The organism is Pseudomonas sp. R9.37 (assembly GCF_963878885.1).
Taxonomy (GTDB): domain Bacteria; phylum Pseudomonadota; class Gammaproteobacteria; order Pseudomonadales; family Pseudomonadaceae; genus Aquipseudomonas.
Genome location: NZ_CAWNZA010000011.1, coordinates 687,523 through 710,951, shown reverse-complemented (window position 1 = coordinate 710,951; position 23,429 = coordinate 687,523). Strand labels below are relative to the sequence as shown.

General features: G+C 60.8%; 26 protein-coding genes. 12 read left to right on the top strand and 14 right to left on the bottom strand.

All coding sequences use genetic code 11. The annotated features are described in order from the left end of the window. The first annotated feature begins 225 nt into the window (after nt 1–225). A complete protein-coding gene (locus AACU78_RS09910; RefSeq protein WP_106576010.1) occupies nt 226–912 on the top strand; it encodes a dual specificity protein phosphatase family protein in 687 nt (228 codons plus the stop codon). Between the two features lie 6 nt (nt 913–918). Here AACU78_RS09910 and AACU78_RS09905 read toward each other — a convergent pair whose 3' ends face one another. Both AACU78_RS09905 and prlC read right to left on the bottom strand, forming a co-directional pair. Then, nucleotides 919–1,191, bottom strand: coding sequence for a YheV family putative zinc ribbon protein (locus AACU78_RS09905; RefSeq protein WP_065902760.1), 273 nt, complete (start codon nt 1,189–1,191; stop codon nt 919–921). Further along, the gene (prlC, locus tag AACU78_RS09900; RefSeq protein WP_177410055.1) at nt 1,188–3,287 is read right to left on the bottom strand and encodes an oligopeptidase A; all 2,100 of its coding nucleotides are present in this window, start codon (nt 3,285–3,287) and stop codon (nt 1,188–1,190) included. Before prlC ends, AACU78_RS09905 begins: the two co-directional genes overlap by 4 nt. A gap of 54 nt (nt 3,288–3,341) precedes the next feature. Here prlC and AACU78_RS09895 point away from each other — a divergent pair, with 54 nt between their 5' ends. Both AACU78_RS09895 and AACU78_RS09890 read left to right on the top strand, forming a co-directional pair. After that, entirely contained in the window at nt 3,342–3,884 is a 543-nt protein-coding gene (locus tag AACU78_RS09895) for a gamma carbonic anhydrase family protein (RefSeq protein WP_106576008.1), read from the top strand. Further along, nucleotides 3,881–4,540, top strand: a complete 660-nt coding sequence (locus tag AACU78_RS09890; RefSeq protein WP_106576007.1) for an HAD family hydrolase — start codon at nt 3,881–3,883, stop codon at nt 4,538–4,540. The genes AACU78_RS09895 and AACU78_RS09890 overlap by 4 nt, the downstream gene beginning before the upstream one ends. A 94-nt stretch (nt 4,541–4,634) precedes the next feature. Here the strand turns inward: AACU78_RS09890 and AACU78_RS09885 are convergent, their stop codons facing one another. Then, a complete protein-coding gene (locus tag AACU78_RS09885) occupies nt 4,635–5,678 on the bottom strand; it encodes an aminopeptidase (RefSeq protein ID WP_106576006.1) in 1,044 nt (347 codons plus the stop codon). A 142-nt stretch (nt 5,679–5,820) separates the two neighbouring features. On the opposite strand from AACU78_RS09885, the gene AACU78_RS09880 reads away from it, so the two are divergent. Continuing rightward, nucleotides 5,821–6,243: a PA0061/PA0062 family lipoprotein gene (locus AACU78_RS09880; RefSeq protein WP_106576005.1), complete on the top strand. Its 423-nt coding sequence runs from the start codon at nt 5,821–5,823 to the stop codon at nt 6,241–6,243. Here AACU78_RS09880 and AACU78_RS09875 read toward each other — a convergent pair whose 3' ends face one another. Together AACU78_RS09875 and AACU78_RS09870 are read right to left on the bottom strand one after the other, a co-directional pair. Next, nucleotides 6,244–6,483, bottom strand: a complete 240-nt coding sequence (locus tag AACU78_RS09875) for a DUF1161 domain-containing protein (RefSeq protein WP_010207769.1) — start codon at nt 6,481–6,483, stop codon at nt 6,244–6,246. It lies immediately after the preceding gene. Between the two features lie 251 nt (nt 6,484–6,734). Next, the gene (locus AACU78_RS09870; protein WP_027608131.1) at nt 6,735–7,166 is read right to left on the bottom strand and encodes an OsmC family protein; all 432 of its coding nucleotides are present in this window, start codon (nt 7,164–7,166) and stop codon (nt 6,735–6,737) included. A gap of 216 nt (nt 7,167–7,382) precedes the next feature. On the opposite strand from AACU78_RS09870, the gene AACU78_RS09865 reads away from it, so the two are divergent. Continuing rightward, on the top strand, nt 7,383–8,384 hold the full coding sequence (locus AACU78_RS09865; protein WP_106576004.1) for an LLM class flavin-dependent oxidoreductase: 1,002 nt from the start codon (nt 7,383–7,385) through the stop codon (nt 8,382–8,384). A 61-nt stretch (nt 8,385–8,445) separates the two neighbouring features. Here the strand turns inward: AACU78_RS09865 and AACU78_RS09860 are convergent, their stop codons facing one another. Further along, complete coding sequence (locus tag AACU78_RS09860; protein WP_106576003.1) at nt 8,446–8,673, bottom strand: DUF1161 domain-containing protein; 228 nt, start codon at nt 8,671–8,673, stop codon at nt 8,446–8,448. A 115-nt stretch (nt 8,674–8,788) separates the two neighbouring features. Continuing rightward, a complete protein-coding gene (locus AACU78_RS09855) occupies nt 8,789–9,004 on the bottom strand; it encodes a dodecin (protein WP_003187305.1) in 216 nt (71 codons plus the stop codon). A gap of 154 nt (nt 9,005–9,158) precedes the next feature. On the opposite strand from AACU78_RS09855, the gene AACU78_RS09850 reads away from it, so the two are divergent. Further along, complete coding sequence (locus AACU78_RS09850; protein WP_003170746.1) at nt 9,159–9,485, top strand: DUF883 family protein; 327 nt, start codon at nt 9,159–9,161, stop codon at nt 9,483–9,485. A gap of 8 nt (nt 9,486–9,493) precedes the next feature. Here AACU78_RS09850 and AACU78_RS09845 read toward each other — a convergent pair whose 3' ends face one another. Next, nucleotides 9,494–10,390, bottom strand: a complete 897-nt coding sequence (locus tag AACU78_RS09845) for a LysR family transcriptional regulator (protein WP_106576002.1) — start codon at nt 10,388–10,390, stop codon at nt 9,494–9,496. 109 nt (nt 10,391–10,499) lie between these two features. On the opposite strand from AACU78_RS09845, the gene trpB reads away from it, so the two are divergent. From trpB to AACU78_RS09830, 3 genes are all read left to right on the top strand, one after another. Beyond that, nucleotides 10,500–11,726: a tryptophan synthase subunit beta gene (gene trpB / locus AACU78_RS09840; RefSeq protein ID WP_106576001.1), complete on the top strand. Its 1,227-nt coding sequence runs from the start codon at nt 10,500–10,502 to the stop codon at nt 11,724–11,726. Next, nucleotides 11,726–12,535 carry a tryptophan synthase subunit alpha gene (gene trpA, locus AACU78_RS09835; protein WP_106576000.1) on the top strand — a complete coding sequence of 270 codons (810 nt, stop codon included), beginning with the start codon at nt 11,726–11,728 and terminating at the stop codon, nt 12,533–12,535. Before trpB ends, trpA begins: the two co-directional genes overlap by 1 nt. A gap of 138 nt (nt 12,536–12,673) precedes the next feature. Continuing rightward, a complete protein-coding gene (locus tag AACU78_RS09830; protein ID WP_106575999.1) occupies nt 12,674–13,123 on the top strand; it encodes an anti-virulence regulator CigR family protein in 450 nt (149 codons plus the stop codon). A gap of 223 nt (nt 13,124–13,346) precedes the next feature. Here the strand turns inward: AACU78_RS09830 and AACU78_RS09825 are convergent, their stop codons facing one another. From AACU78_RS09825 to AACU78_RS09800, 6 genes are all read right to left on the bottom strand, one after another. Further along, complete coding sequence (locus AACU78_RS09825; RefSeq protein ID WP_106575998.1) at nt 13,347–14,657, bottom strand: MFS transporter; 1,311 nt, start codon at nt 14,655–14,657, stop codon at nt 13,347–13,349. A gap of 174 nt (nt 14,658–14,831) precedes the next feature. Next, nucleotides 14,832–15,980, bottom strand: coding sequence for a galactonate dehydratase (dgoD, locus tag AACU78_RS09820; protein WP_017137927.1), 1,149 nt, complete (start codon nt 15,978–15,980; stop codon nt 14,832–14,834). Between the two features lie 61 nt (nt 15,981–16,041). Next, on the bottom strand, nt 16,042–16,662 hold the full coding sequence (locus AACU78_RS09815) for a 2-dehydro-3-deoxy-6-phosphogalactonate aldolase (protein ID WP_106575997.1): 621 nt from the start codon (nt 16,660–16,662) through the stop codon (nt 16,042–16,044). A gap of 1 nt (nt 16,663) precedes the next feature. Then, complete coding sequence (locus AACU78_RS09810; protein WP_106575996.1) at nt 16,664–17,623, bottom strand: 2-dehydro-3-deoxygalactonokinase; 960 nt, start codon at nt 17,621–17,623, stop codon at nt 16,664–16,666. A gap of 162 nt (nt 17,624–17,785) precedes the next feature. Then, nucleotides 17,786–18,112 (bottom strand): DOPA 4,5-dioxygenase family protein, encoded by a 327-nt coding sequence (locus AACU78_RS09805; RefSeq protein WP_106575995.1) that lies wholly within the window; start codon nt 18,110–18,112, stop codon nt 17,786–17,788. A gap of 30 nt (nt 18,113–18,142) precedes the next feature. After that, nucleotides 18,143–19,093: a choline sulfate utilization transcriptional regulator gene (locus tag AACU78_RS09800; RefSeq protein WP_106575994.1), complete on the bottom strand. Its 951-nt coding sequence runs from the start codon at nt 19,091–19,093 to the stop codon at nt 18,143–18,145. A 103-nt stretch (nt 19,094–19,196) separates the two neighbouring features. Between AACU78_RS09800 and betC the strand changes: the two genes are divergently transcribed. The 3 genes from betC (at nt 19,197) to AACU78_RS09785 (ending at nt 23,386) form a co-directional block, all read left to right on the top strand. Next, nucleotides 19,197–20,711, top strand: a complete 1,515-nt coding sequence (betC, locus tag AACU78_RS09795) for a choline-sulfatase (protein WP_106575993.1) — start codon at nt 19,197–19,199, stop codon at nt 20,709–20,711. Nucleotides 20,712–20,729: 18 nt separating this feature from the next. Beyond that, nucleotides 20,730–21,644, top strand: coding sequence for a choline ABC transporter substrate-binding protein (gene choX, locus AACU78_RS09790; protein ID WP_106575992.1), 915 nt, complete (start codon nt 20,730–20,732; stop codon nt 21,642–21,644). A gap of 173 nt (nt 21,645–21,817) precedes the next feature. Further along, nucleotides 21,818–23,386, top strand: a complete 1,569-nt coding sequence (locus AACU78_RS09785; RefSeq protein WP_106576080.1) for a SulP family inorganic anion transporter — start codon at nt 21,818–21,820, stop codon at nt 23,384–23,386. The last annotated feature ends 43 nt before the right edge of the window (nt 23,387–23,429 follow it).

Sequence of the window (23,429 nt, the reverse complement as noted above, 5' to 3'; positions counted from 1 at the left end):
CAGCGTGAAGGCTTGCCAGGAAATGGGATCCAAAGGGATAGAACACAGTGGCAAACAATAGTTACAAATGATAGCAGGCTAAGAATTGAGAAGAATCGGTTCAGCGAGAAAAACAGCAGATCAGATCGGTCTTCACGATTCTTTGACGAGTACCTCACGCCGCATTGACCCCGCGTAGGCGAATCTTTGGCCCATCAGCCATTTCCCTATTCGGTTACAACGCGCATGTTCGAGATTCGATTGCTGCCTGCCCTCGGCATGGCGTTCCTGGCCTTGTTCGCCACCGCGCACGCCCGGGCTGACGGCGCCTCTTCCCTACGCTCACCGGAGTGGGCTCAGCCTGTGGGCGACCAGTTCAATCTGCACCAAATGACGCCCACGCTGTATCGCAGCGCGCTGCCCAACAGCAATGCGCTTCCCGTATTGGAAAATCTGAAGATCGCCACGGTGATCAACTTTCTGCCGGAATCTGATGCGACGTGGCTAAAGACATCTGATATCAAACAGGTGCAGCTGACGTATCGCACCAATCACGTCGACGATTCGGACGTGCTCGCGGCATTAAGGGCCATCCAGGATGCAGAAATCAAAGGCCCGGTGCTGATGCACTGCAAACACGGCTCGGACCGCACAGGTCTGATGGCGGCGATGTACCGCGTGGTGATCCAGGGCTGGAGCAAGGAAGATGCGCTGAACGAAATGACCCTGGGCGGTTTTGGTACCAGCAACGGTTTCAGGGACAGTGTTCGCTACATGATGAAAGCCGATGTCGACAAATTGCGTACGGCCTTGGCGAATGGCGATTGCAGCACCAGTGCGTTTGCCCTGTGCTCGATGAACAGTTGGCTCAACACGGCCAATAGCAGCCGTGTCGACACCAAAAAAGACGCTGAACTGGTGCTGACACCCTGATGGGCGTCAGTCTTTTTTCAGCTTAGGATTGGGAAAAAACTGCACGGCCTGCACCTTCGGGTCCGGCGCTTTCAATGCCGATGTATTCACCCGCGTGCCCAACTCCTTGGGCACCGACAGACCTTGGTCATTCAACGTATCGGTATAACCGCAGGCCACACATTCGCGGTGCGGCACGTTGTCTTCGGTCCACATCTTCAACTTGTCTGGCTCACTGCACGCCGGGCAGACCGCCCCGGCGATAAATTGCTTTTTGGTAATCACAGGCCCTTCGCTCATGCTGCCGCGTCCTCACTCAGGCCGCTGTGGCGCAAGAGTGCGTCAATCGACGGCGCACGTCCGCGGAAGTCGACGAACAGCACCATCGGGGCCTGCGAACCGCCGCGCGCCAGAATGGCTTCGCGGAAGGCGCGGCCGGTCTCGGCGTTCAGCACGCCGTCTTCTTCAAACTTGGAGAAGGCATCCGCCGACAGTACTTCCGCCCACTTGTAGCTGTAGTAACCCGCCGCGTACCCGCCGGCAAAGATGTGCGCGAAGCTGTTAGGGAAGCGGTTGTACGCCGGTGGACGCATGACCGAGACCTCATCGCGCACGCCTTCAAGCACTTGCGCAACGCTGCGGCCATCGCCGTGGGTGGCATGCAGCTCGAAGTCGAACAGCGAGAATTCGAGCTGGCGCACCATCATCAGGCCGGACTGGAAGTTCTTCGCCGCAAGCATTTTTTCCAGCAGGTCCTGGGGCAGCGGCTCGCCGGTTTCATAATGACCGGAGATCAGCGCCAGGCCTTCCGGCTCCCAGCACCAGTTCTCCATGAACTGGCTCGGCAATTCCACTGCATCCCAGGCCACGCCGTTGATGCCGGAAACGCCGGCGTGTTCGACACGGGTCAGCAGGTGATGCAGGCCGTGGCCGAATTCGTGGAACAGCGTGGTCACTTCATCGTGGGTCAGCAGGGCAGGCTTGCCGCTGTCGGCCGGGGTGAAGTTGCACACCAGGTTAGCCACCGGGCTTTGCAGCACGCCGTCAACCGTGCGGCGACGGTCACGCGCGCCGTCCATCCAGGCGCCGCCACGCTTGTTGGCGCGGGCGTACAGGTCGAAGAAAAAGCGGCCGACGTGCTGGCCATTTTCCTTGATTTCGAACAGGCGAACGTCCGGGTGCCAGGTGTCGAAACCTTTTTGCTCGGCAATCTCGATGCCGTACAGGCGCTGAACGATGGCAAACAGGCCGCCCAACACTTTGTCGATCGGGAAGTAGGCGCGCAGGGCTTCCTGGGACACGCTGTAGCGCTGCTCGCGGAGCTTTTCGCCGTAGAAACCACTGTCCCAGCTTTGCAGATCGGCACAGCCTTGTTCGGCGGCATACGCCTTGAGCTGTTGCAGGTCCTGGGCGGCAAACGGCTTGCTGCGCTTGGCCAGGTCGCGCAGGAAGCTCAGCACCTGGTCGCTGGACTCGGCCATTTTGGTCGCCAGGCTCAACTCGGAGAACGACGCATAGCCCAGCAGTTGGGCCAGCTCCTGACGCAGGTCGAGGATCTGTTCCATCACCGGGCCGTTATCATTCTTACCGGCATTCGGGCCTTGGTCCGACGCGCGGGTGCAGTAGGCCGCGTAAACCTCTTCGCGCAGGGCGCGGTCGTGGGCGTAGGTCATTACCGCGTAGTAGCTGGGGAACTCCAGGGTGATCAGCCAGCCATCGAGGCCTTTGGCCTGGGCGGCGGCGGCCATTTGCGCCTTGGCCGAGTCGGTCAGGCCGGCGAGGGTGGCTTCATCGGTGACGTGCTTGGTCCAGGCCTGGGTGGCATCCAACAGTTGGTTGGAAAATTTGCTGCCCAGCTCGGACAGCTTGCTTTGCACTTCGGCGTAGCGCTTTTGCTGCTCAGGCGGCAAATCGATACCCGACAGGCGGAAGTCGCGCAGCGAGTGCTCAAGGATAGTTTTTTGCGCCACGTCGAAATTGGCAGCCTCGGGGCTGTTGGCCAAGGCTTCGAAGGCCTGGAACAGTGCGCGGTTCTGGCCCATCTCGGTGGAGTAGGCGCTCAACGCCGGCAGGCAAGCCTCGTAGGCTTCGCGCAATTCAGCGCTGTTGCACACGGCATTGAGGTGGCTGACCGGGCTCCAGGCGGCGCCCAGGCGGTCATTCAATTCGTCCATGGCCAGCACCAGGCCAGCCCATGTCGGATGTTTACCCTGGCTTTGCAGGATGCCTTCGATGGCAACACGGTTGTCGGCGAGGATCTGTTCGATGGCCGGTTGCACGTGCTCGGCACGGATCGCCGAGAACGGCGGCAGGTCGTAGGACTGCAGAAGAGGGTTGTTCGCGCTCACGGTGGGCACCTTGGCTGAAGAAACATGTAAGAACAAAGATGGGGCCATCTTAATTACAATCAACACCCACCGCAGCTATCAGCAGAAGAGAGAGAGGCTATCGTGACCCTTCGCACCTATCAGAACCACACGCCAACCCTGGGCGCCGGGGCTTTTGTCGATATTTCGGCGGTGGTGATCGGCGATGTCGAAATCGGCGCCGACAGCTCGGTCTGGCCGCTGACGGTGATTCGCGGCGACATGCACCGCATCCGTATCGGTGCACGCACCAGCGTGCAGGACGGCTGCGTGTTGCACATCACTCATGCCGGGCCATTCAACCCGGACGGCTTCCCCCTGCTGATCGGCGATGACGTAACCATCGCCCACAAGGTCATGCTGCATGGCTGCACGGTGGGCAACCGCATCCTGATCGGCATGGGCAGCATCGTGATGGACGGCGCCGTGGTGGAGGACGACGTGATCATCGGCGCCGGCAGCCTGGTGCCGCCGGGCAAGAAGCTCGACAGCGGTTTTTTGTACGTGGGCAGTCCGGTAAAACAAGTCCGCGCGCTGACTGACAAGGAACGCGCCTTTTTCACCTACAGCGCGGCGAACTACGTGAAGCTCAAAGACCTGCACCTGGCTGAAGGATTCGATCAATGACCCAGCGTTACCAAACCGTCCTGTTCGACCTGGATGGCACCCTGACCGACCCGCGTGAGGGCATCACCCGTTCGATCCAGTACGCCCTCGCCAAACTCGGCATCGACGAACCGGACCTGACCCAGCTGGAACACTTCATCGGCCCGCCATTGCTGCAAGCCTTCATGCAGTTCTACGGTTTTGACGAGGCCAAGGCGTGGGAGGCGGTGAATTTCTATCGCGAGCGCTTCAAGGTTACCGGGCTGTATGAAAACCGCGTGTTCGACGGCGTGATGCCGCTGCTCGAAGCGCTCAATGGCCAGGGCCGCCAGCTGTATGTGGCCACGTCCAAGCCTTGGGTATTCGCCCGCGAGATTGCCCGGCACTTCGATTTTGCCAAGCACTTCAAGGTGATCTACGGCAGCGAGCTGGACGGCACGCGCACCAACAAAGTTGAGTTGATTGCACACTTGATGAATGAAGAGCGCCTGGACCCGGCGACCACGTTGATGATTGGGGATCGCAAGCATGACCTGATCGGCGCGCGCAGCAATGGGCTTGACTCGGCGGCGGTGGGGTATGGGTTTGGCAGTTTTGAAGAGTTGAGCGCTGAGGCGCCGACTTGGCATTTTGAGACGCTGGATGAGATGCATCAGGCGTTTTTGCAGCGCGCTTGATACCGCTTTCGCGAGCAAGCCCGCTCCCACACTGACCGAGTTTCAACATGAGCATGCGGTCGAATGTGGGCGCGGGCTTGCTCGCGAAGAGGCCCTAGTGGCCACCACCCACCAACTGCCGCAACGCCGCCTTACGCTGCTCCACCGGCAACCCACCCAGCTTCTCCACCGCTGCATAGAACTTCACCCAGTCCCCGCCTTCCTGCGCAAACAACGCCGCAAACGCCGGCACCCATTGGTCATACAGCCCAAACGGCAGCAACCGCGCGTTGTTCATCGGTTGGTTGATCCACACGTCGTAACGTTTATCACCTCCCCACTGGCTATCGCGCATTTGCCGGTAATCGCTGCGCAAACGCTCGAACTCCGCCGCTTTGGCCTGTCGCATCACATCAACTGCCAAGGGCTGTGCGTAGAGCTTTTCGAGGCGTTTACGGGTATCCAGCACCAATCGGATAAATTGATCACGCTGCTGCAACGCTGCATCGCTCAGAGGCGCCAAGCCCAGCGCCGCACGCCATTGACGCGTGCCTTCCTGCTCGACGAAGTTGGCATACGACTCGTTGAACTCGGTGTCGTCCTTCACATAAAAACGCTGGTGCGCCAGCTCATGAAAAATCAGTGTGGCCAGACGCTCATCGCCCCAGTTCATCATCGAATTCATGATCGGGTCGTTGAACCAGCCCAAGGTGGAATAGGCCTCGACGCCACCAATCGACACGTCCATGCCTCGTTGCTGCAGCAACGCCGCCTCACCGCGCGCCGCGCCCTGGTTGTAATAACCGCGATAGGCGACGCATCCGGCAATCGGGAAGCAATGGGTTTCGGGAGAGAGGGAAAATTCCGTCGTAGCGAATACATTCCAGACTACGTAAGGCCGGCCAATGTCCGCGTACAACCTGTAACTCTGGTTGTCGGGCAAGTGCAGGAGCTCACTGGCGAACGTGCGGGCTTTTTGCGACTGCACCAAGTGCTCACGCAATACCTGTGGGCGAGAAGGGTCGGCAATCACCTCGGCAACCGGCTCACGGGCCCGCAGCAATTGCCATTGGCCGCTGGCGAGCTGGCTGTAATAACTGACACTCGAGCAGCCGCTGAGCAGCACCACCATCAACCCTGGAAGAAAACGCCTCAACATGCTCCGACTGCTCCTGGGTAATTTGCTCGCCAGCCTATCCTGCCTGCACGGAATTTTTCCATGGCGTAGCGTGTTTATACTCAAGAGGAGTCTGCTGCCATCGGCGCCGGGCTCAATTCCTTCCTATCGTTGAGTGCCTGCCATGCGCCAGCTCCTGTTACCTGTCACCGTCCTGTTTCTCAGCGCCTGTGCTTCTACGCCGATTCCCCCGGTGGATCCGCACCAAGCCTGGGTCGACTTCGCCACCCCGACACCCGGCGCCAAACTGGTGATGGCCCAGCGCCTGGACGGCAAGAATCTGAATGACGGGCGTTTTTTCCAAGTGCCACCCGGCAGCCACGAGCTGATGGTGCGCTTTGATTTCGAAGTGAACACGGGTACAGGCTTTGGCGGGCTGGACCAGACGCACGACCGCACCTGTTTCATGACCCTGCAGTACGACAATTTCCAGGCAGGCCAGCGCTATGTGCTGGAAGGGCGCTCGCTGGCCTTCACGCCCAACATTCGGCTGTATAACTCAGCGCGTCAGTTGCTGGCGCAGGAACGCAGCGTGAATTGCATCTGATCAGTCGTTGTTCTTCTGATACACGATGGCTTTGGTGCCGTTTTCACAGCTGCCGACGACCATGGCGCTGTCATGCTTGTCAGCTTCTTCCTTGCTGACGATTTCCAAGGTGTAGGACGGCACGGCGTTAGCCTGGATCTTGACCTCGATCTCTTTTCTAAGCTCTTCACAATCTTTTGGAGCGGCCACGGCCGAAGTGGCCAAAACACCGCAGATGATCGCCAAGGCAAAACGTTTCATGTGTGAAGCTCCCTGAATGCATGCGCACGAGTGTGCACCTAGCTGCATAGGCTATAGGACCACATAGGGGAAACACGAGTTCTGATTTAAAGCAGAACTAAATGTGGGAGTGGGCGTGTGTGAGAAACTGGCTTGCCTGCGATGGCAGCGCCTCGGTGCAACTGCAAAACCGAGGTGTACCTATCGCGGGCAAGCCCGGCTCCCACACACACCCACTCCCACACTGGATCTACGCGGTTACGCAGACCGCATTAGCTGACGAGCGTCGCATCCAGGCTGATCTTGGCATTCAGCACCTTGGACACCGGGCAGCCTTCCTTCGCCTTCTTGCTCAGTTCGTCGAACTGCGCCTGGCTTGCGCCCGGGATCTTGGCTTTCAACACCAAATGCACGGCAGTAATTGCAAAGCCACCGTCGACCTGGTCCAGCGTCACTTCAGCCTGGGTGTCGATGCTGTCAGCCTTGAGGCCGGCGTCGCCCAGAATCATCGAAAACGCCATGGAGAAGCAGCCGGCGTGCGCCGCACCAATCAGTTCCTCAGGGTTTGTGCCCTTGCCGCCTTCGAAACGGGCCTTGAAGCCGTAGGGCGCTTCACGCAGTACGCCGGTTTCAGTGGAAATGGAACCCAGGCCTGTCTTCAGATCACCTTCCCAATGCGCGGATGCTTTTTTAACGATACTCATAGCGGTCTCCTCGAACGGTGGTTTTGCTTCAGTAAGGTTCTGAGGATAGAAGCTCTGGCAAAGTTCATCTTGTCGGAGAAACCTAGCATTCCAGTAGGAAATTTCCCCACCTGCTATTGAATCTCGGGTATATGCCCTCATTGCATAGAACATGCACATGAAGCGGCAGGTTTTGGTTCGTCTATAAGCCTGCGCACCTATTGGAGAAGCAGGCTTATGAAATCGCTGTCCGACGTGAAATTCTCGACCCTGGACCTGGTGCCCGTGCGCGCCAACGGCAGCCCGGCGCAGTCGTTGCGCAATTCCCTGGACCTGGCCCAGCACGTGGAAAAGTTTGGCTACAACCGTTTCTGGGTCGCCGAACACCACAACATGGATGGCATCGCCAGCTCTGCCACCTCGGTATTGCTCGGCTACCTGGCCGGTGGCACCTCGACCATCCGTGTCGGCTCCGGCGGCGTAATGCTGCCCAACCATGCACCGTTGGTGATCGCTGAGCAGTTCGGCACCCTGGAAAGCCTGTATCCGGGCCGGATCGACCTGGGCCTGGGCCGCGCGCCGGGTTCTGATCAGATGACCGCCCGCGCCCTGCGCCGCGAACGCTCGGGCAGCGCCGACGACTTCCCTGATGATGTGGCCGAGCTGATGGCTTATCTGGGCCCTCGCACGCCGGATCAACGGGTTATTGCCGTGCCGGGCACCGGAACCAACGTGCCCGTGTGGTTGCTTGGCTCCAGTTTGTTCAGCGCGCAATTGGCCGGTGAGCGCGGTTTGCCCTACGCGTTCGCCTCGCATTTCGCACCACGCCTGATGCATGAAGCTATTCGCGTGTACCGCAATCACTTCAAGCCTTCAGCCGTATTGGACAAGCCCTACGTGATGCTGGGCATCCCGCTGGTGGCCGCCGATACCGACGAGCAGGCCGATTACCTGGCCACCTCGGTGTACCAGCGCATCCTCGCGCTGATGCGCGGGCAAAGCCTGGTGCAACGTCCGCCGGTCAAGACCATGGACGGCCTGTGGCTGCCCCATGAAAAAGACGCGGTCGGCAGCTTCCTCGGCCTGGCGATGGTCGGCAGCCCGGCGAAGATCCGCGCGAAACTGGACGTGCTGGTTGAGCAGACCGGTGCCGATGAGCTGATCTTTACCTGCGACCTGTACGAGCATGCCGACCGGATTCATTCCTACGAGCTGCTGGCGCAGTTGATGAAGGGCTAACATCGGCAGGCAAAAAAAAACGACGCACCTGTGCGTCGTTTTTTATGTCTGGAGCAAGGGGTTAACCGCGCTTGTAGACGATTTCCTTGGTGCCGGCTTCGCAGCTACCGACGACTTTGTGGTCGCTGGGTGCCGCGCCTTTGTCTACCACCTCCAGCGAGTAACCCGAGGCGCCCTTGGCGTCGATTTTCGCTGCGATTTCGCCTTTCAGCTCTTCACAAGGCTTGCCCGCCGCCAGGGCTGTGCCCGCAATGCTCAACAAACCTACCGCTAACAGGAACTTCTTCATCCGTTACTTTCCTTGCGCTGATCGAAAAGAGCGTGCCGACGCTTTCGCATCGGCACCCATTGGTTGTAGCGCAGGTTATGGCAATCGGCCAGTCGGCAAAGTTCAACCGACGTGATCAACTACTGGCGATTCGGAATCCCACCTTGAGCGTGACCTGGAAGTGCGCGGCCTTGCCGTCCTTGATGTGCCCACGGGTTTCAGTCACTTCGAACCATTCCAGGTGCTTGATGCTTTTGTTCGCTTCGGCGAGGGCATTGTTGATGGCGTCTTCGATGCTGGTCGCCGACGAACCCACCAATTCGACTTTCTTGTACGTGTGATGATCAGACATGGCGTTTCTCCTGAGGTCTTTAGTGAGCGTAGCAGTCAATGTTCGTACTGCTTCTGGCGACTATTCCCACTCAAAAGTTCAGATTTACTGCACTTTCTGAAAACGCTGGAGTCGGTATCTACACATGCCACTCAATCACTTCAGGAGAGTCCACATGGCCAACACTTCTTTACGCAAAGCGTCGCTGGAAAGCATGGAAGCCGAGATTTCGAGCCTTCTCAAGTCCCTTGAGAGCCTTAAGGACGATGCGTCCGACGAGTCGCGCAAAACGCTGAAGGCCCTGAAAAGCAATGCCGAGAATGCCCTCAAGCACTCCCGTCATCTGATCAGCGATGCCTACGAAGAAAGCAAAGTCAAAATCCGCGAAACCGGTGTTGCAACCCGGGACTACGCACAAGAGCACCCATGGACTACCGCCGGCGTCGCCGTTGGCGCGCTGGGTCTGCTGGCGGCTTACCTGCTGTGCAAACGCGGCGACTGAAATACCGGCTACACCGGCTGGCGCAACAGCTCTGCCTTGAGCCACTGCGCCAGTTGACCCGCGCGCCCGTCTGCGGCGCGCTTGGGTAGCCACAGCGCCAGGTGCGCCGGCGTTTCGCTGAAACCCCACGGCGCCACCAGGCGACCCGCACGCAGGTCCTCTGCCACCAGCGGTTCTGGCGCAATTGCCACCCCAAGCCCTGCCACCGCCGCCTCCAGTAAATAATACAAATGCTCAAACCCCTGGCCGTGTTTCAACGCGCCGGGTGCGATGCCGTATTGCTGCGCCCAACTGGGCCAGGCTTGCGGGCGCGAGGTGGTGTGCAACAAGGCTTCGCCGCACAGGGCTTGCGCCGGGGCTTGGCGCAAACGCTCGTAACCGGCGAAGCGCGGGCTCATCACCGGGCCGATGCGCTCACTGGCCAACTCGTACACCTGCATGTCCGCCGGCCACGGCGGCTCAGCGAACACCAGCAGGGCGTCGAGGCCGGGACGCCTGGGGTCGAGATCGCCGTCACCTGCTGACAGGTGCAAGCGCAAGTCCGGCAGGTCGGCGTTCAAGCGGCCCAGGCGCGGGATCAACCAACGCGCCAACAAACTGCCCGAACAGCCCAGCACGAACGGCGCGTCGACGCTGGCCTGGGTCAGCTCGGCGCAGACATCCCTCAAACGTTCGAACGCCTCTGCGCTGGCATCGCGTAGCCGAACACCGGCATCTGTGAGTTTAAGGCCGCGTCCATCCTTGGCGAACAGGCTGACACCCAAATGCTCCTCCAGCACCTTCAACTGGCGGCTGACGGCGCCGTGGGTCACATGGAGTTGCTCGGCAGCCTGGCTTACGCTGTTGAGCCGGGCTGTGGCTTCAAATGCACGCAAGGCATTGAGGGGTGGAAGGTCTCGGCTCATCTGTGAGTTTTCCTGACAGGTTGCGGCGATCTTATCGGTTTTCAGCGTAGCGCGTCAGGGGTAGAGTGGCGCTCATTGCCTCTCCTCACATTCTTTACTGGAGCGCCCCATGACTCAGTCCCAGACCGATCTACGCAACGGCCCAGACGCCAACGGCTTGTTTGGCGCGTTCGGCGGCCGCTACGTCGCTGAAACCCTGATGCCGTTGATCCTCGACCTGGCCCGCGAATACGAAGCGGCCAAGATCGATCCGGCATTCAACGAAGAGTTGGCCTACTTCCAGCGCGACTACGTCGGACGTCCAAGCCCGCTGTATTTCGCTGAGCGTCTGACTGAATTCTGCGGCGGCGCCAAGATTTACCTCAAGCGCGAAGAGCTCAACCACACCGGCGCGCACAAGATCAACAATTGCATCGGCCAGATCCTGCTGGCGCGGCGCATGGGCAAGAAACGCATCATCGCCGAGACCGGCGCCGGCATGCACGGCGTGGCCACCGCCACCGTGGCCGCGCGCTTTGGCCTCGACTGCGTGATCTACATGGGCACCACCGACATCGAGCGCCAGCAGGCCAACGTGTTCCGCATGAAGCTGCTGGGCGCCGAAGTGATCCCGGTGGTCGCCGGCACCGGCACCCTCAAAGACGCGATGAACGAAGCCCTGCGTGACTGGGTAACCAACGTCGACGATACCTTCTACCTGATCGGCACCGTAGCCGGCCCACACCCCTACCCGGCGATGGTGCGCGACTTCCAGGCCGTGATCGGCAAAGAAACCCGCGACCAACTGCAAGCCCAGGAAGGCCGCCTGCCGGACAGCCTGGTGGCGTGCATCGGCGGCGGTTCCAATGCCATGGGCCTGTTCCACCCGTTCCTGGATGACACCAGCGTCGAGATCATCGGCGTTGAAGCGGCCGGCCACGGCATCGAAACCGGCAAGCACGCCGCCAGCCTAAACGGTGGCGTACCTGGCGTGCTGCACGGCAACCGCACCTTCCTGCTGCAGGATGACGACGGCCAGATCATTGACGCCCACTCGATTTCCGCCGGCCTCGACTACCCGGGCATCGGCCCTGAACACGCCTGGTTGCATGATATCGGCCGCGTCCAGTACACCTCGGTGACCGACGACGAAGCCCTCGAGGCGTTCCACAAATGCTGCCGCCTGGAAGGGATTATTCCTGCACTGGAAAGCGCACACGCCCTGGCCGAAGTGTTCAAACGCGCACCGAACCTGCCGAAAGATCACCTGATGGTGCTCAACCTTTCTGGCCGTGGCGACAAAGACATGCAAACCGTGATGCACCATATGGAACAGTCGAAGCAGGAGAAACACTGATGAGCCGCCTGCAAACACGTTTTGCGCAACTCAAAGAACAAAATCGCGCCGCCCTGGTGACTTTCGTCACTGCCGGCGACCCGGGTTATGACACCTCGCTGGCGATCCTCAAAGGCCTGCCGGCAGCTGGTGCCGACGTGATCGAGCTGGGCATGCCCTTCACCGACCCGATGGCCGACGGCCCGGCGATTCAGCTGGCCAACATCCGCGCGCTGGAAGCCAAGCAGAACCTGGCGAAAACCCTGCAGATGGTTCGCGAGTTCCGCAAAGACAACAACGACACGCCGCTGGTGCTGATGGGCTACTTCAACCCGATCCACAAATATGGCGTGCCGCAGTTCATCAGCGACGCCAAGGAAGCCGGCGTAGACGGCCTGATCGTGGTCGACATGCCGCCTGAGCATAACGGCGAGCTGTGCGACCCGGCCCAGGCAGCAGGCATCGACTTTATCCGCCTGACCACGCCGACCACCGATGACGTGCGTCTGCCGACCGTGCTCAATGGCAGCTCCGGCTTTGTGTACTACGTGTCGGTGGCCGGTGTGACCGGTGCCGGTGCGGCCACCCTGCAGCACGTTGAAGAAGCCGTGACTCGCCTGCGTCGGCATACCGATCTGCCGATCAGCATTGGCTTTGGTATCCGCACGCCGGAACAGGCCGCCGCTATCGCGCGCCTGGCAGACGGTGTGGTGGTGGGTTCGGCGTTGATCGATCACATCGCCACTGCCAAAAATGATCAGCAGGCAATTGATGGCGTGCTGACCTTGTGCGCGGCGCTGTCGGAAGGCGTTCGCAACGCCCGTAAGTAAACGCCATGTAGCAGTAGGTAAAGTTCCTGATACAGAGGAATCATACTGTCGAATCAGTACCTAAACTGACAAGACCAAGGGATTTCGAACCCGGTTCGAAATCCCTTTTTTGTTCGTGCAGTATTGAGGAAACACCCCATGAAAATGCCTAAACGCTTGATCGCTGGTCTCGGCGTGCTGATGCTCGGCGCGAGTGCCTTGGTGCAGGCCGCGCCGCCCGACCAACGGGGCGATGACAATGGCCCTGGCCGTGGCGGTCCGCAAGGCCAGCACGAGCAACGTGGCGATGACCACCGTGGCCCGCAGGACAACCGTCGCGGCCCGCCTCAGGACTTCGGCCCGGTACGGCAGATCATCCACGACAACCACGGCCAGTTCGCCCGTGGCGCACCGCCGCCACCGAATGTACGCCTGGTCCGCGGCCAGCCACTGCCACGCGGCTACTACGGCGAACGTCTGGACAACCGCGCCCTGGCACGCCTGCCGGTTTACCAGGGTTATGAATGGCGCCGTTCCGGCCCGGACGTGGTCTTAATCGCTGTCGGCACGGGCATCGTCTACGAGATTCTGGACGGCGTACTCAACTAATCCCTCGCACTACCTGTGGTGAGCGGGCTTGTCGTGGCGAAGGAGCTTGGCGTGGTGAGCGGGCTTGCCCCGCGTTGGAGTGCGAAGCGCCCCCGGAACCGGATAACGCGGTGTCCCTGAAAAACCGCAGCAGCCTTGATGGGGCTGCTGCGCAGCCCAACGCGGGGCAAGCCCGCTCGCCACAGCAAGCCCCGCTCGCCACAGGAGGCCCGCTCGCGACAGGCTATTCCTTCAGTTCTATACGTTCGACTTTGCCTACAAGCAACACATAGGACAGCGCGCCCAACAACGCCAGCACCGCGATGTAGGTAATCGCCGGCGCAAACGAATCACCACTGGCCAAAAAGCCAATCACAATCGGCGTAGTAATCGCCGACAAGTTACCGATGAAGTTAAACACTCCACCGGTCAACCCCAGCAGCCGCGCCGGCGCCAAGGTCGACACCAGCGACCAGGTAATCGACGCCAAGCCATTCCCAAAGAACGCCACCGCCAGAAACGCAATCACCCACGTCGTCGAATCCACATAGTTGGCGCCAATGATCGCGGTGGAAATCAACAGCCCACCAATAATCGGCAACTTGCGCGCAAAGCCTACCGACGTGCCTCGGCGAATCAGCCAGTCAGAAAACAGCCCCGAACACAGCACACCCACAAACGCCGCCAGAAAGGGCAGCGACGCCAGCAAGCCCGACTTGATGAAGTCCATGCCGCGATATTTCACCAGGTAGGTCGGGAACCACGTCAGAAAAAACCACAACGTGGAGTTCAGGCAGAACTGCCCCAGGTAGATGCCCCACAGTTTGCGCTTGCTCAGCACGATCCCAAGATCGACCCAACTGAATGGCGCCTTGACCGCCTTGGCCTGCATATCCACCAGCCCGCCGCCTTCGCGGATCAGCTCGATTTCAGCCGCATTGGCGCCTTTGAAGTCCTTCGGCTCGCGGTACACCGCGTACCAGATCAGCGCCCACACAATGCCCACGCCACCGGTGGCGACAAACACCATGTGCCAGCCGAACGCGTGTTGCAGCCAGGCCAGTACCGGCGTGAGAAACGCCAGCCCGACAAACTGGCCAGAGGTGTAAACGCCAATGGCCGTGGCACGCTCGCGTTCGGGAAACCAGGTGGTGACCACGCGACTGTTGATCGGATAGGCCGGCGCTTCCAGCGCGCCGACCGCCATGCGCAGCACAAACAGCGCGATAAAGCTGGCGGCAAAACCGAGCATCACGGTGGCAATCGACCACAGCAGCAAGGCCACGGTGTAGAGAATGCGGGGCGGCACACGGTCCACCAGCCAGCCGCCGGGGATCTGCATGGCGGCGTAGGTCCAGCCGAACGCCGAGAAGATCAGCCCGACATGCACCGGGTCGATGCCCAGCTCGCTGGTCAACGCCGGGGCGGCAATCGACAGGTTGCTGCGGTCGAGGTAGTTGATCACCACGGTGATAAACAGCAGCACCATGATGAAGAAACGCTTTCTGCTGGGCGTGACAAGAGAAGCCTGCCCGGTGAAGGATTCAGGGTGCATGGGGGGGTTGCCTCTTCTTATGTTTATTGAGGACAGGTCTTACTGAGTAAACCGGGATGTGGGAGGGGGCTTGCCCCCGATGAGGAGTGCCAGTCACCGAATGCATCAACTGATACACCGCCATCGGGGGCAAGCCCCCTCGCACATTTTGTGTCCGATTTCGTCAGGGGTTGATTACCACTCGGCAAAGCTGCCGTCGGCATGCCGCCAGATCGGGTTGCGCCAGCGGTGGCCGATAGCCGCGCGCTCGATCACGTATTCCTCGTTGATCTCGATGCCCAGGCCTGGCCCGTTGGGGATTTTCACAAAGCCTTTGTCATAGTCGAACACGCCCGGGTCACGCACATAGTCGAGCAGGTCGTTGCTCTCGTTGTAGTGGATGCCCAGGCTTTGTTCCTGGATAAACGCGTTGTAGCAAACCGCGTCCAATTGCAGGCAGGCCGCCAGGGCGATCGGGCCGAGCGGGCAGTGCAGGGCCAGGGCCACGTCGTAGGCTTCGGCCATGTTGGCGATCTTGCGGGTTTCGGTGATGCCGCCGGCGTGGGAGGCGTCCGGCTGGATGATGTCGACGTAACCTTCGCTGAGCACGCGCTTGAAGTCCCAGCGCGAGAACAGGCGCTCGCCCAAGGCAATCGGCGTGCTGGTCAGCGGCGCCAGTTCTTTGAGCGCTTCGTAGTTTTCGCTGAGCACCGGCTCTTCGATAAACATCAGTTTGTAAGGGTCGAGTTCTTTCATCAGCACCTTGGCCATGGGCTTGTGCACGCGACCATGGAAGTCGACGCCAATGCCGACGTTCGGGCCCACCGCATCGCGCACGGCGGCAACGTTAGCCAGGGCCAGGTCGACTTTTTCGAAACTGTCGACAAACTGCAGCTCCTCGGTGCCGTTCATTTTCACGGCAGTGAAGCCACGGGCCACGGCCTCTTTGGCGGCACGCGCGGTATCGGCGGGGCGGTCGCCGCCGATCCATGAATACACGCGAATCTTGTCGCGCACCTGGCCGCCCAACAGATCGCTGACCGACACGCCCAACGCCTTGCCCTTAATGTCCCACAGCGCCTGGTCGATACCCGCGAGAGCGCTCATGTGCACGGCGCCGCCCCGGTAGAAGCCGCCGCGATAGAGCACCGTCCAGATGTCTTCGATATTGCGTGGGTCTTTGCCGATCAGGTAGTCGGAAAGTTCTTCGACAGCCGCCGCCACAGTGTGCGCGCGGCCCTCGACCACAGGTTCACCCCAGCCGGTCACGCCCTGGTCGGTTTCGACCTTTAGGAAGCACCAGCGCGGCGGGACGATGAAGGTGGTCAGTTTGGTGATTTTCATCTTTTTATCTCTCTTGTCGATGCAGCGCCGAGGGCGCAAAACTTGTGTTCTTTTCAGGGCATCAATTCAGCGCATTCCAGGCGGCGACATACGCCTGGGCACTGCTCGCCACTTGACCCACAGACATGCCCGGCTTGAACAACCCGGACCCCAGGCCGAAGCCCTTGGCGCCTGCGTCGAAATACACCTGCATGTTGTCCGGGGTCACGCCGCCGACCGGCAGCAGCAATGTGCCGGCTGGCAATACCGCCAGCCACGCCTTGATCACTGCCGGGCCCATTTGCTCGGCCGGGAACAGCTTCAGCACGTCGGCGCCCTCGGCCAACGCGGCGAAGGCTTCGGTGGGCGTGGCCACACCCGGCGACAGGTACAAGCCCGCCGCTTTCGCGGCGCGTAGCACCTTGGCATCGCTGTGGGGCATGACGATCACTTGGCCACCGGCGGCTTTGACGTGCTCGACCTGCTCGGGCGTCAACACGGTGCCCGCGCCGATCAGGCAATCGGCGGGCAGGCTGTCGCGCAGCGTGCGGATGCTGGTGTAAGGGTCCGGCGAATTGAGCGGAACTTCGATCACGCGAAAGCCGGCCTGGTAGAGCACTTGGCCGATTGCTTCAGCTTCGTCCGGCCGTACACCGCGCAGGATTGCGATCAAACCGTTGTGTGCGAGTGCTTGCTTGAGCATGTCAGGCCTCCAGGGCCGGTTGAGTGAGCCCGGCCGCCACGGCCAATTGCCACAGGCCGCGTTCGGTGGCGGCTTGCGCCAGGCTGACGTGGGCGAAACCGCAGAGGGCGAGGGCGCGCTGGTAACGGGCGCAGAGCGCTGCGGTGCCGACCAGGACGATGGGCTTGTGTTTTGCAGGGGCCGGCAAGCCGGCGAGTTCATGCCCGATCAGCAGGCCGGACAGGTAATCCGGTTGCTGGTCGGGAGCCAGTTCGGCGGTCAGCCCGAGTGTGCGGGCGCTGAACAATGTCGAGAGCACGCCACGCTGGCCGTCGTTGGAGAGTGCCACCTGCACGCCGCGATCAAAGGCCTCGGCCTGGAAGTGGTCGGCGGTTTTTTGCGTACGGCCGAGAATGCTGTGCTGGCTCAGCACGGCAAACAGTTCGCCGGTCATGAAGGTGTCAAAGTGCGTGATGCAGCCATCCACCACCTCGACCCATTTGGAATGGCTGCCCGGCAGGCCGATCAATACCTCAGCCGCGAGGCCTTGCAGCACGCCCAGCACCTGGGTTTCTTCGCCGCGCATCACATTGGGCAAGCCCACCTGTTCGATCACGCCGGGCACGATATGCACCGTCACCCCGCGCAGGCTGCGCACGCTGTGCAGCGCCTGGCCGAGGCTCGCGACATCGACCGGCGTGTTGCGATACGCCGCTTCACTCCAGCCCTGGGCACTGCCGACCATGCCGCAGGCGATCACCGGCAAGTCGGGCTGGGCGTCGAGCCAGTCGCCGCAGGCCGCGTCAAACGCCAACTCGAAGCCATCGCTGCAACGCACACCGGCAATGTCCCGGGGTTCGCTGGGCAGGTGCATGATGCCGAACGCCAGTGCGCGCTGGTCGAGCACCTTGCCGGCCGGGCCGAGTTTATAAGCACGAAGGGAGCTGGTCCCCCAGTCGAGCGCGATCAATTGCGCCTGCATCGCTTCACCTGAAATGAGTGGGTGCTGAAAAAAGCAGATGGGCGAATATAAACCTATGACTGGCGATATCTCAATATATAAATAACAGTCCCATATAGTGGGTTAAATCATAAAAAATCCCATCGCCTCTGCCCAAGGGGATGGGATTTTTATACGCGCTGGTTAAAAAATAGACAGGTCCAGCTCGCGCATCGCGCCCATCCAGATCGCGTAGTCGGTGTGATCCTTCAGGTCATCGCCGGTATCAGGGTGCAGGAACACCACCAGCCCCTCGCGATGCAAAGCCAGCCATGGCAACACCACACCGATGTATTCCGGCTCGAACGCCAGCTGGCAACTCCAGTCTGGGTGCGGGCCCACCGGGCGTTCATGCACGCGGCCCATGCGCAACGGAAACAGCTTGGCCGCGTCCTCGCAGAGCTGGCGCGCCTGGTCGATGGTACTGGCGTCGAAGTAGATATGAGCGTGGTAGCCCTTGATACGTTGCATGGCGAAATCCGGATCCAATATGCGCCGATCCTAGACCGCAATCGACGGCAGGGCCAGCCCGGTCAGCGACTGTGCGCTGCGGGCTTGCTCGGCCACCAGCCAGTCGACAAAGCGTTCGACCAACTGCCCCCGGCGTTTGCGCTGGGGCTGGACCACGTAATAACCGAAGCGTGAGATCACCGTGTCGCTGATCGGCCGACACAGCCAGTTCTGCTCCAGCAGGTTATCCACCAAGTGGCGCCAACCAATGGCCACGCCCTGGCCGGCAATCGCGGCCTGGATCAACAGGGTGTAGTTGTCGAAGCGCAGTTGGCCGGGTGTGGGCGCGGTGGTAATGCCCAGCTCGCGAAACACGCCGCTCCAGTCGAACCACTGGCTATTGTTTTCCTGGCGCAGGTGCAGCAGCGGACAGTCCTGCAGCGTCTGCACGGTCAGCGGCGTGGTCTGGTCCTTGAGCCATTGCGGGCTGCACACCGGAAACACTTCCTCGTTGAACAGCCAGAGGCTGTCGCCCTGTTTGAAACGGCCATCGCCAAACAACACCGCCACGTCGATATCGCTGCGCAAAGTCGCATGGTTGCGTTCGCTGGTGACCAGGCTCACGTCTACCTGCGGGTTGGCCTGGTGAAAGCGGTGCAGGCGCGGCATCAGCCAATAGGCGGCGAAGGCGAAGTCGGTGGCCACTTGCAGCACTTCATGCTGGTCTTGCTGGGTGATCGCGCTCAGGCCTTGGTTGATGGCCTGCAAACCGCCCTGCGCATGCTCAAACAGCAGCGCACCCGCGTCGGTCAGCTCGATGCCACGGTAGATGCGATCGAACAAACGCAGCCCAAGCTGTTCTTCGAGGCGTTTGATCTGCTGGCTGATGGCCGGCTGGGTGGTGCCCAGCTCCACGGCGGCAGCGGTAAAGCTGCGGTGGCGTGCCGCCGCCTCGAATGCGCGCAGCAGGTCGAGGGAAAGGTCGCCAAGAGCTTCATACATAAGCTGTGCTTATCCTAGACATTGCTTTTCATGGGCTTTACCCCATTTTCCCTGGGCCGCATGCTCATTCGCATAAACACCGCCTATGGAATGCCGAAGACTCATGAAGTGCAAGAACATTCTTTTCATCATGGCCGATCAAATGGCCGCGCCGCTGCTTCCGTTCTACGGACCTTCCCCGATCAAACTGCCAAACCTGAGCCGCCTCGCCGAACAGGGTGTGGTGTTCGACGCCGCCTATTGCAACAGCCCGCTGTGCGCGCCATCGCGGTTCACGCTGGTCAGCGGCCAGTTGCCGAGCAAGATCGGCGCCTACGACAACGCGGCAGACTTCCCTGGCGATGTGCCGACCTATGCCCACTACCTGCGCCGCCTCGGCTACCGCACCGCGCTGTCGGGCAAGATGCACTTCTGCGGCCCTGACCAGTTGCACGGCTATGAAGAACGCCTGACCAGCGACATTTACCCCGCCGACTATGGCTGGGCGGTGAACTGGGATGAGCCGGACGTGCGCCCCACTTGGTATCACAACATGGCATCGGTGCTGCAAGCCGGCCCGTGCGTGCGCACCAACCAGCTGGATTTCGACGAAGAGGTGGTGTTCAAGGCCCAGCAGTACCTGTTCGACCATATCCGCAATGAGGGTGACCAGCCGTTCTGCCTGACCGTGTCGATGACTCACCCACACGACCCGTACACCATTCCCAAGCCGTTTTGGGACCTGTACGACGATGCCGACATCCCATTGCCTACGACGCCGGCCCAGGCCGACCTCGACCCGCATTCGCAGCGCCTGCTCAAGGTCTACGACCTGTGGGACAAGCCGCTGCCGCTGAACAAGATCCGTGATGCGCGCCGCGCCTATTTTGGCGCGTGCAGCTACATCGACAGCAACGTCGGCAAACTCCTGCAAACCCTGGAAGACACCGGCCTTGCCGATGACACGATCATCATCTTCTCCGGCGACCACGGCGACATGCTCGGCGAGCGCGGCCTCTGGTACAAAATGCACTGGTTTGAAATGGCCGCCCGCGTGCCGCTGCTGGTCAGTGCGCCGGGGCAATTCGCGGCGGGCCGCGTAACCAAAGCGGTTTCCACGGCCGACCTGTTGCCGACGTTGGTGGAGCTGGCCGGCGGCGAGCCGGACCCACGCTTGCCGCTGGACGGACGCTCGCTGGTTCCGCACTTGCAGGGGCAGGGCGGGCACGACGAAGTGTTTGGCGAATACATGGCCGAAGGCACCATCAGCCCGCTGATGATGATTCGCCGTGGCGCGTACAAGTTCATCTACAGCGAGGACGATCCTTGTCTACTGTTCGATGTGCACAACGACCCGCACGAGCGGGAAAACCTCAGCCAGTCACCGGAACACCGGCCACTGTTCGAGGCGTTTTTGAGTGAGGCGCGGGCCAAATGGGACATCCCGGCGATCCACCAGCAGGTGCTCGCCAGCCAACGCCGTCGCCGCCTGGTGTTTGAGGCGCTGACCCAAGGCAAGCTGAAGAGCTGGGATCACCAGCCACTGGTGGACGCCAGTCAGCAATACATGCGCAACCATATCGACCTCGACGACCTGGAGCGTAAGGCACGTTACCCACAACCCTGCCAACACCAATAAATAGACAGAGGGAAGGCCATGCAAAAGTTGACTGTAGTGCTGGGCATGTTGGTGTTCAGTAGCGCCAATGCGTACGCGGACACTGGCTGCGACACGGTGAAGATGGCCGATCCAGGCTGGAGCGATATCGCCGCCACCAATGCCATCACCGGTTTTCTGTTGAACGGCATGGGCTACAAGGCCAAGGTCGACACCCTGGCGGTGCCGATCACCTTTGGCGGGCTCAAGGACGGCCAGGTGGATGTGTTCCTGGGCAATTGGATGCCGGCGCAGCAGGGCTTCTATGACAAGTTCGTGGCCAATGGCGATGTGGTGCAACTGGCAAAAAACCTCGACGGCACAGAGTTCACCCTCGCGGTGCCGGACTACGTGTGGGACGCCGGGGTGCATGACTTTGCCGACCTGAACAAGTTTGCCGACAAGTTCGACAAGAAGATCTACGGCATCGGCTCCGGCGCGCCGGCCAATATCTCGCTGCAGGACATCATCAAGAAGAACGACTTCGACCTCGGCCAGTGGAAGCTGATCGAGTCGAGTGAGCAGGCGATGCTGGCCGAAGTGTCGCGGGCGGTTAAAAAACAGAAATTCGTGACCTTCCTCGGCTGGACGCCGCACCCGATGAACGTGCAGTTGAAAATGCATTACCTCAAGGGTGGCGAGAAGTACTTCGGTGACACCGGCAGTGTTTATACCTTGACCCGCAAGGGCTATGCACAAGCCTGCCCGAATGTCGGAAAACTGCTGACCAACCTGAGTTTCACCCAGGAAATGGAGAACAGCATCATGGCGGAGGTGGTAAATAAAAAAGTCAGCAACGCTGATGCGGCGAAGGCGTGGATCAAGGCCAATCCAGCGGTGCTGGATAAGTGGCTCGATGGCGTAAAAACCGTGGACGGCCAGGATGCGTTGGCGGCAGTCAAAGCCAAGCTCTAACCCCCCGACATCGATCCTTTTGGGAACTGGCTTTTGTGGGAGCTGGCTTGCCCGCGATGCAGACAACTCGGTCTGTCAGTTAGACACGGGTGATGCTATCGCAGGCAAGCCAGCTCCCACGGGGGGCTGTGTGTGCTGATACCCTGATGCAAACCTTTCGAACCGAGCCTTTCATGCCCCGGCCCAACCGACACACTCTCTTGCCCTTCCTCGCCTGGCTCCCGCGCCAAACCCGCGCCAGCGTCGGCCGGGACGCGATGGTTGGCTTAAGCGGTGCCGTGCTCGCGCTGCCGCAGTCGATTGCCTACGCGCTGATCGCCGGTCTCCCACCCGAATACGGCTTGTACGCCGCCATCGTCCCGGTACTGATCGCCTGCCTGTGGGGTTCCTCCTGGCACCTGATCTGCGGGCCTACCGCCGCCATCTCCATCGTGCTCTACGCCAGCGTCAGCCCCTTGGCCGTGCCAGGGTCGAAGGACTACATCACGCTGATCCTGCTGCTGACCGTCCTCGCCGGCGTTTTCCAGTGGCTGCTGGGTCTGCTGCGCTTCGGCGCGCTGGTCAATTTCGTCTCTCATTCGGTGGTGCTGGGCTTCACCCTCGGCGCTGCCGTAGTGATCGCCTTGGGGCAATTGCCCAACCTGCTGGGGTTGGACCTGCCCAGCCAAGCCACAGCGATCAAGAGTTTGCTGGCGCTCATCGATCACGCCGGCGAATGGGACCACGCCTCCCTCGCCTTGGGCCTGGGCACTTTGCTGGTGGGCGCGCTGCTCAAATACCGGGTACCACGCTGGCCAACACTGTTGATCGCCCTGGCCTTGGGCAGCCTGGCGGCGTGGTTGTGGCCGTCGATGTTCGGGCATGTGGCGCGGGTCAGTTCGTTTGTGGGCACACTGCCGCCGTTCAGCCCATTGCCGATGGACCTGGACATGCTCCTGCGCCTGCTGCCGAGCGCGGTGGCGGTGGGCATGCTCGGGCTGGTGACCAGTTTGTCGATTGCGCGCTCGCTGTCGGCACGTTCGCAGCAATTGCTCGACGCCAATCAGGAAGTCCGCGCGCAGGGCTTATCCAATATCGTCGGCGGATTTTTCTCTGGCTACTTGTCGGCCGGTTCCTTTACACGCTCCGGCCTCAGTTACGAGGCGGGCGCTTGCTCACCCTTGGCAGGCGTGTTTTCCGCCGGCTGGGTGGCGTTGTTTGCCGTATTTGGGGCGGCATTGATCGCGCACATACCAATCCCCAGCATGGCCGCGAGCATCCTGCTGATTTGCTGGGGCCTGGTGGATCACCGCGGCATCCGCGCGCTGTTTCGCGTGAGCCGCGCAGAATTTGTGGTGATGAGCCTGACGTGCGTTGCCATCTTGCTGCTGGAGCTGCAAACGGCGATTTACGCCGGGGTGCTGGCGTCGCTGTTCTTCTATCTCAAACGCACCTCGCAACCGCGTGTTCAGCAGTGGCGCGACGGTGACGAAGACGTGTTGCGGGTCGGCGGTTCGATCTTTTTTGGCGCCAGCCATTACCTGCAAGTGCGCCTGCAAAGCCTGCAGGGCGAGCGGGTGGTGATCGAAGCGCAGCAGATCAACTTTATCGACTATTCCGGGGTGGAGATGCTGCACCAGGAGGCGCGTCGATTGAAGGGGTTGGGGCGTAGCCTGACGTTGCGCAGGGCCAGGCCGCAGGTGGTGGAAGAGCTGAAAAAACTCGAAGGGGCCGATAAATGCCCCATCCATTTCGAAGAATAAACACGGTTAAAACTGTGGGAGCGGGCTTGCTCGCGAAAGCGGT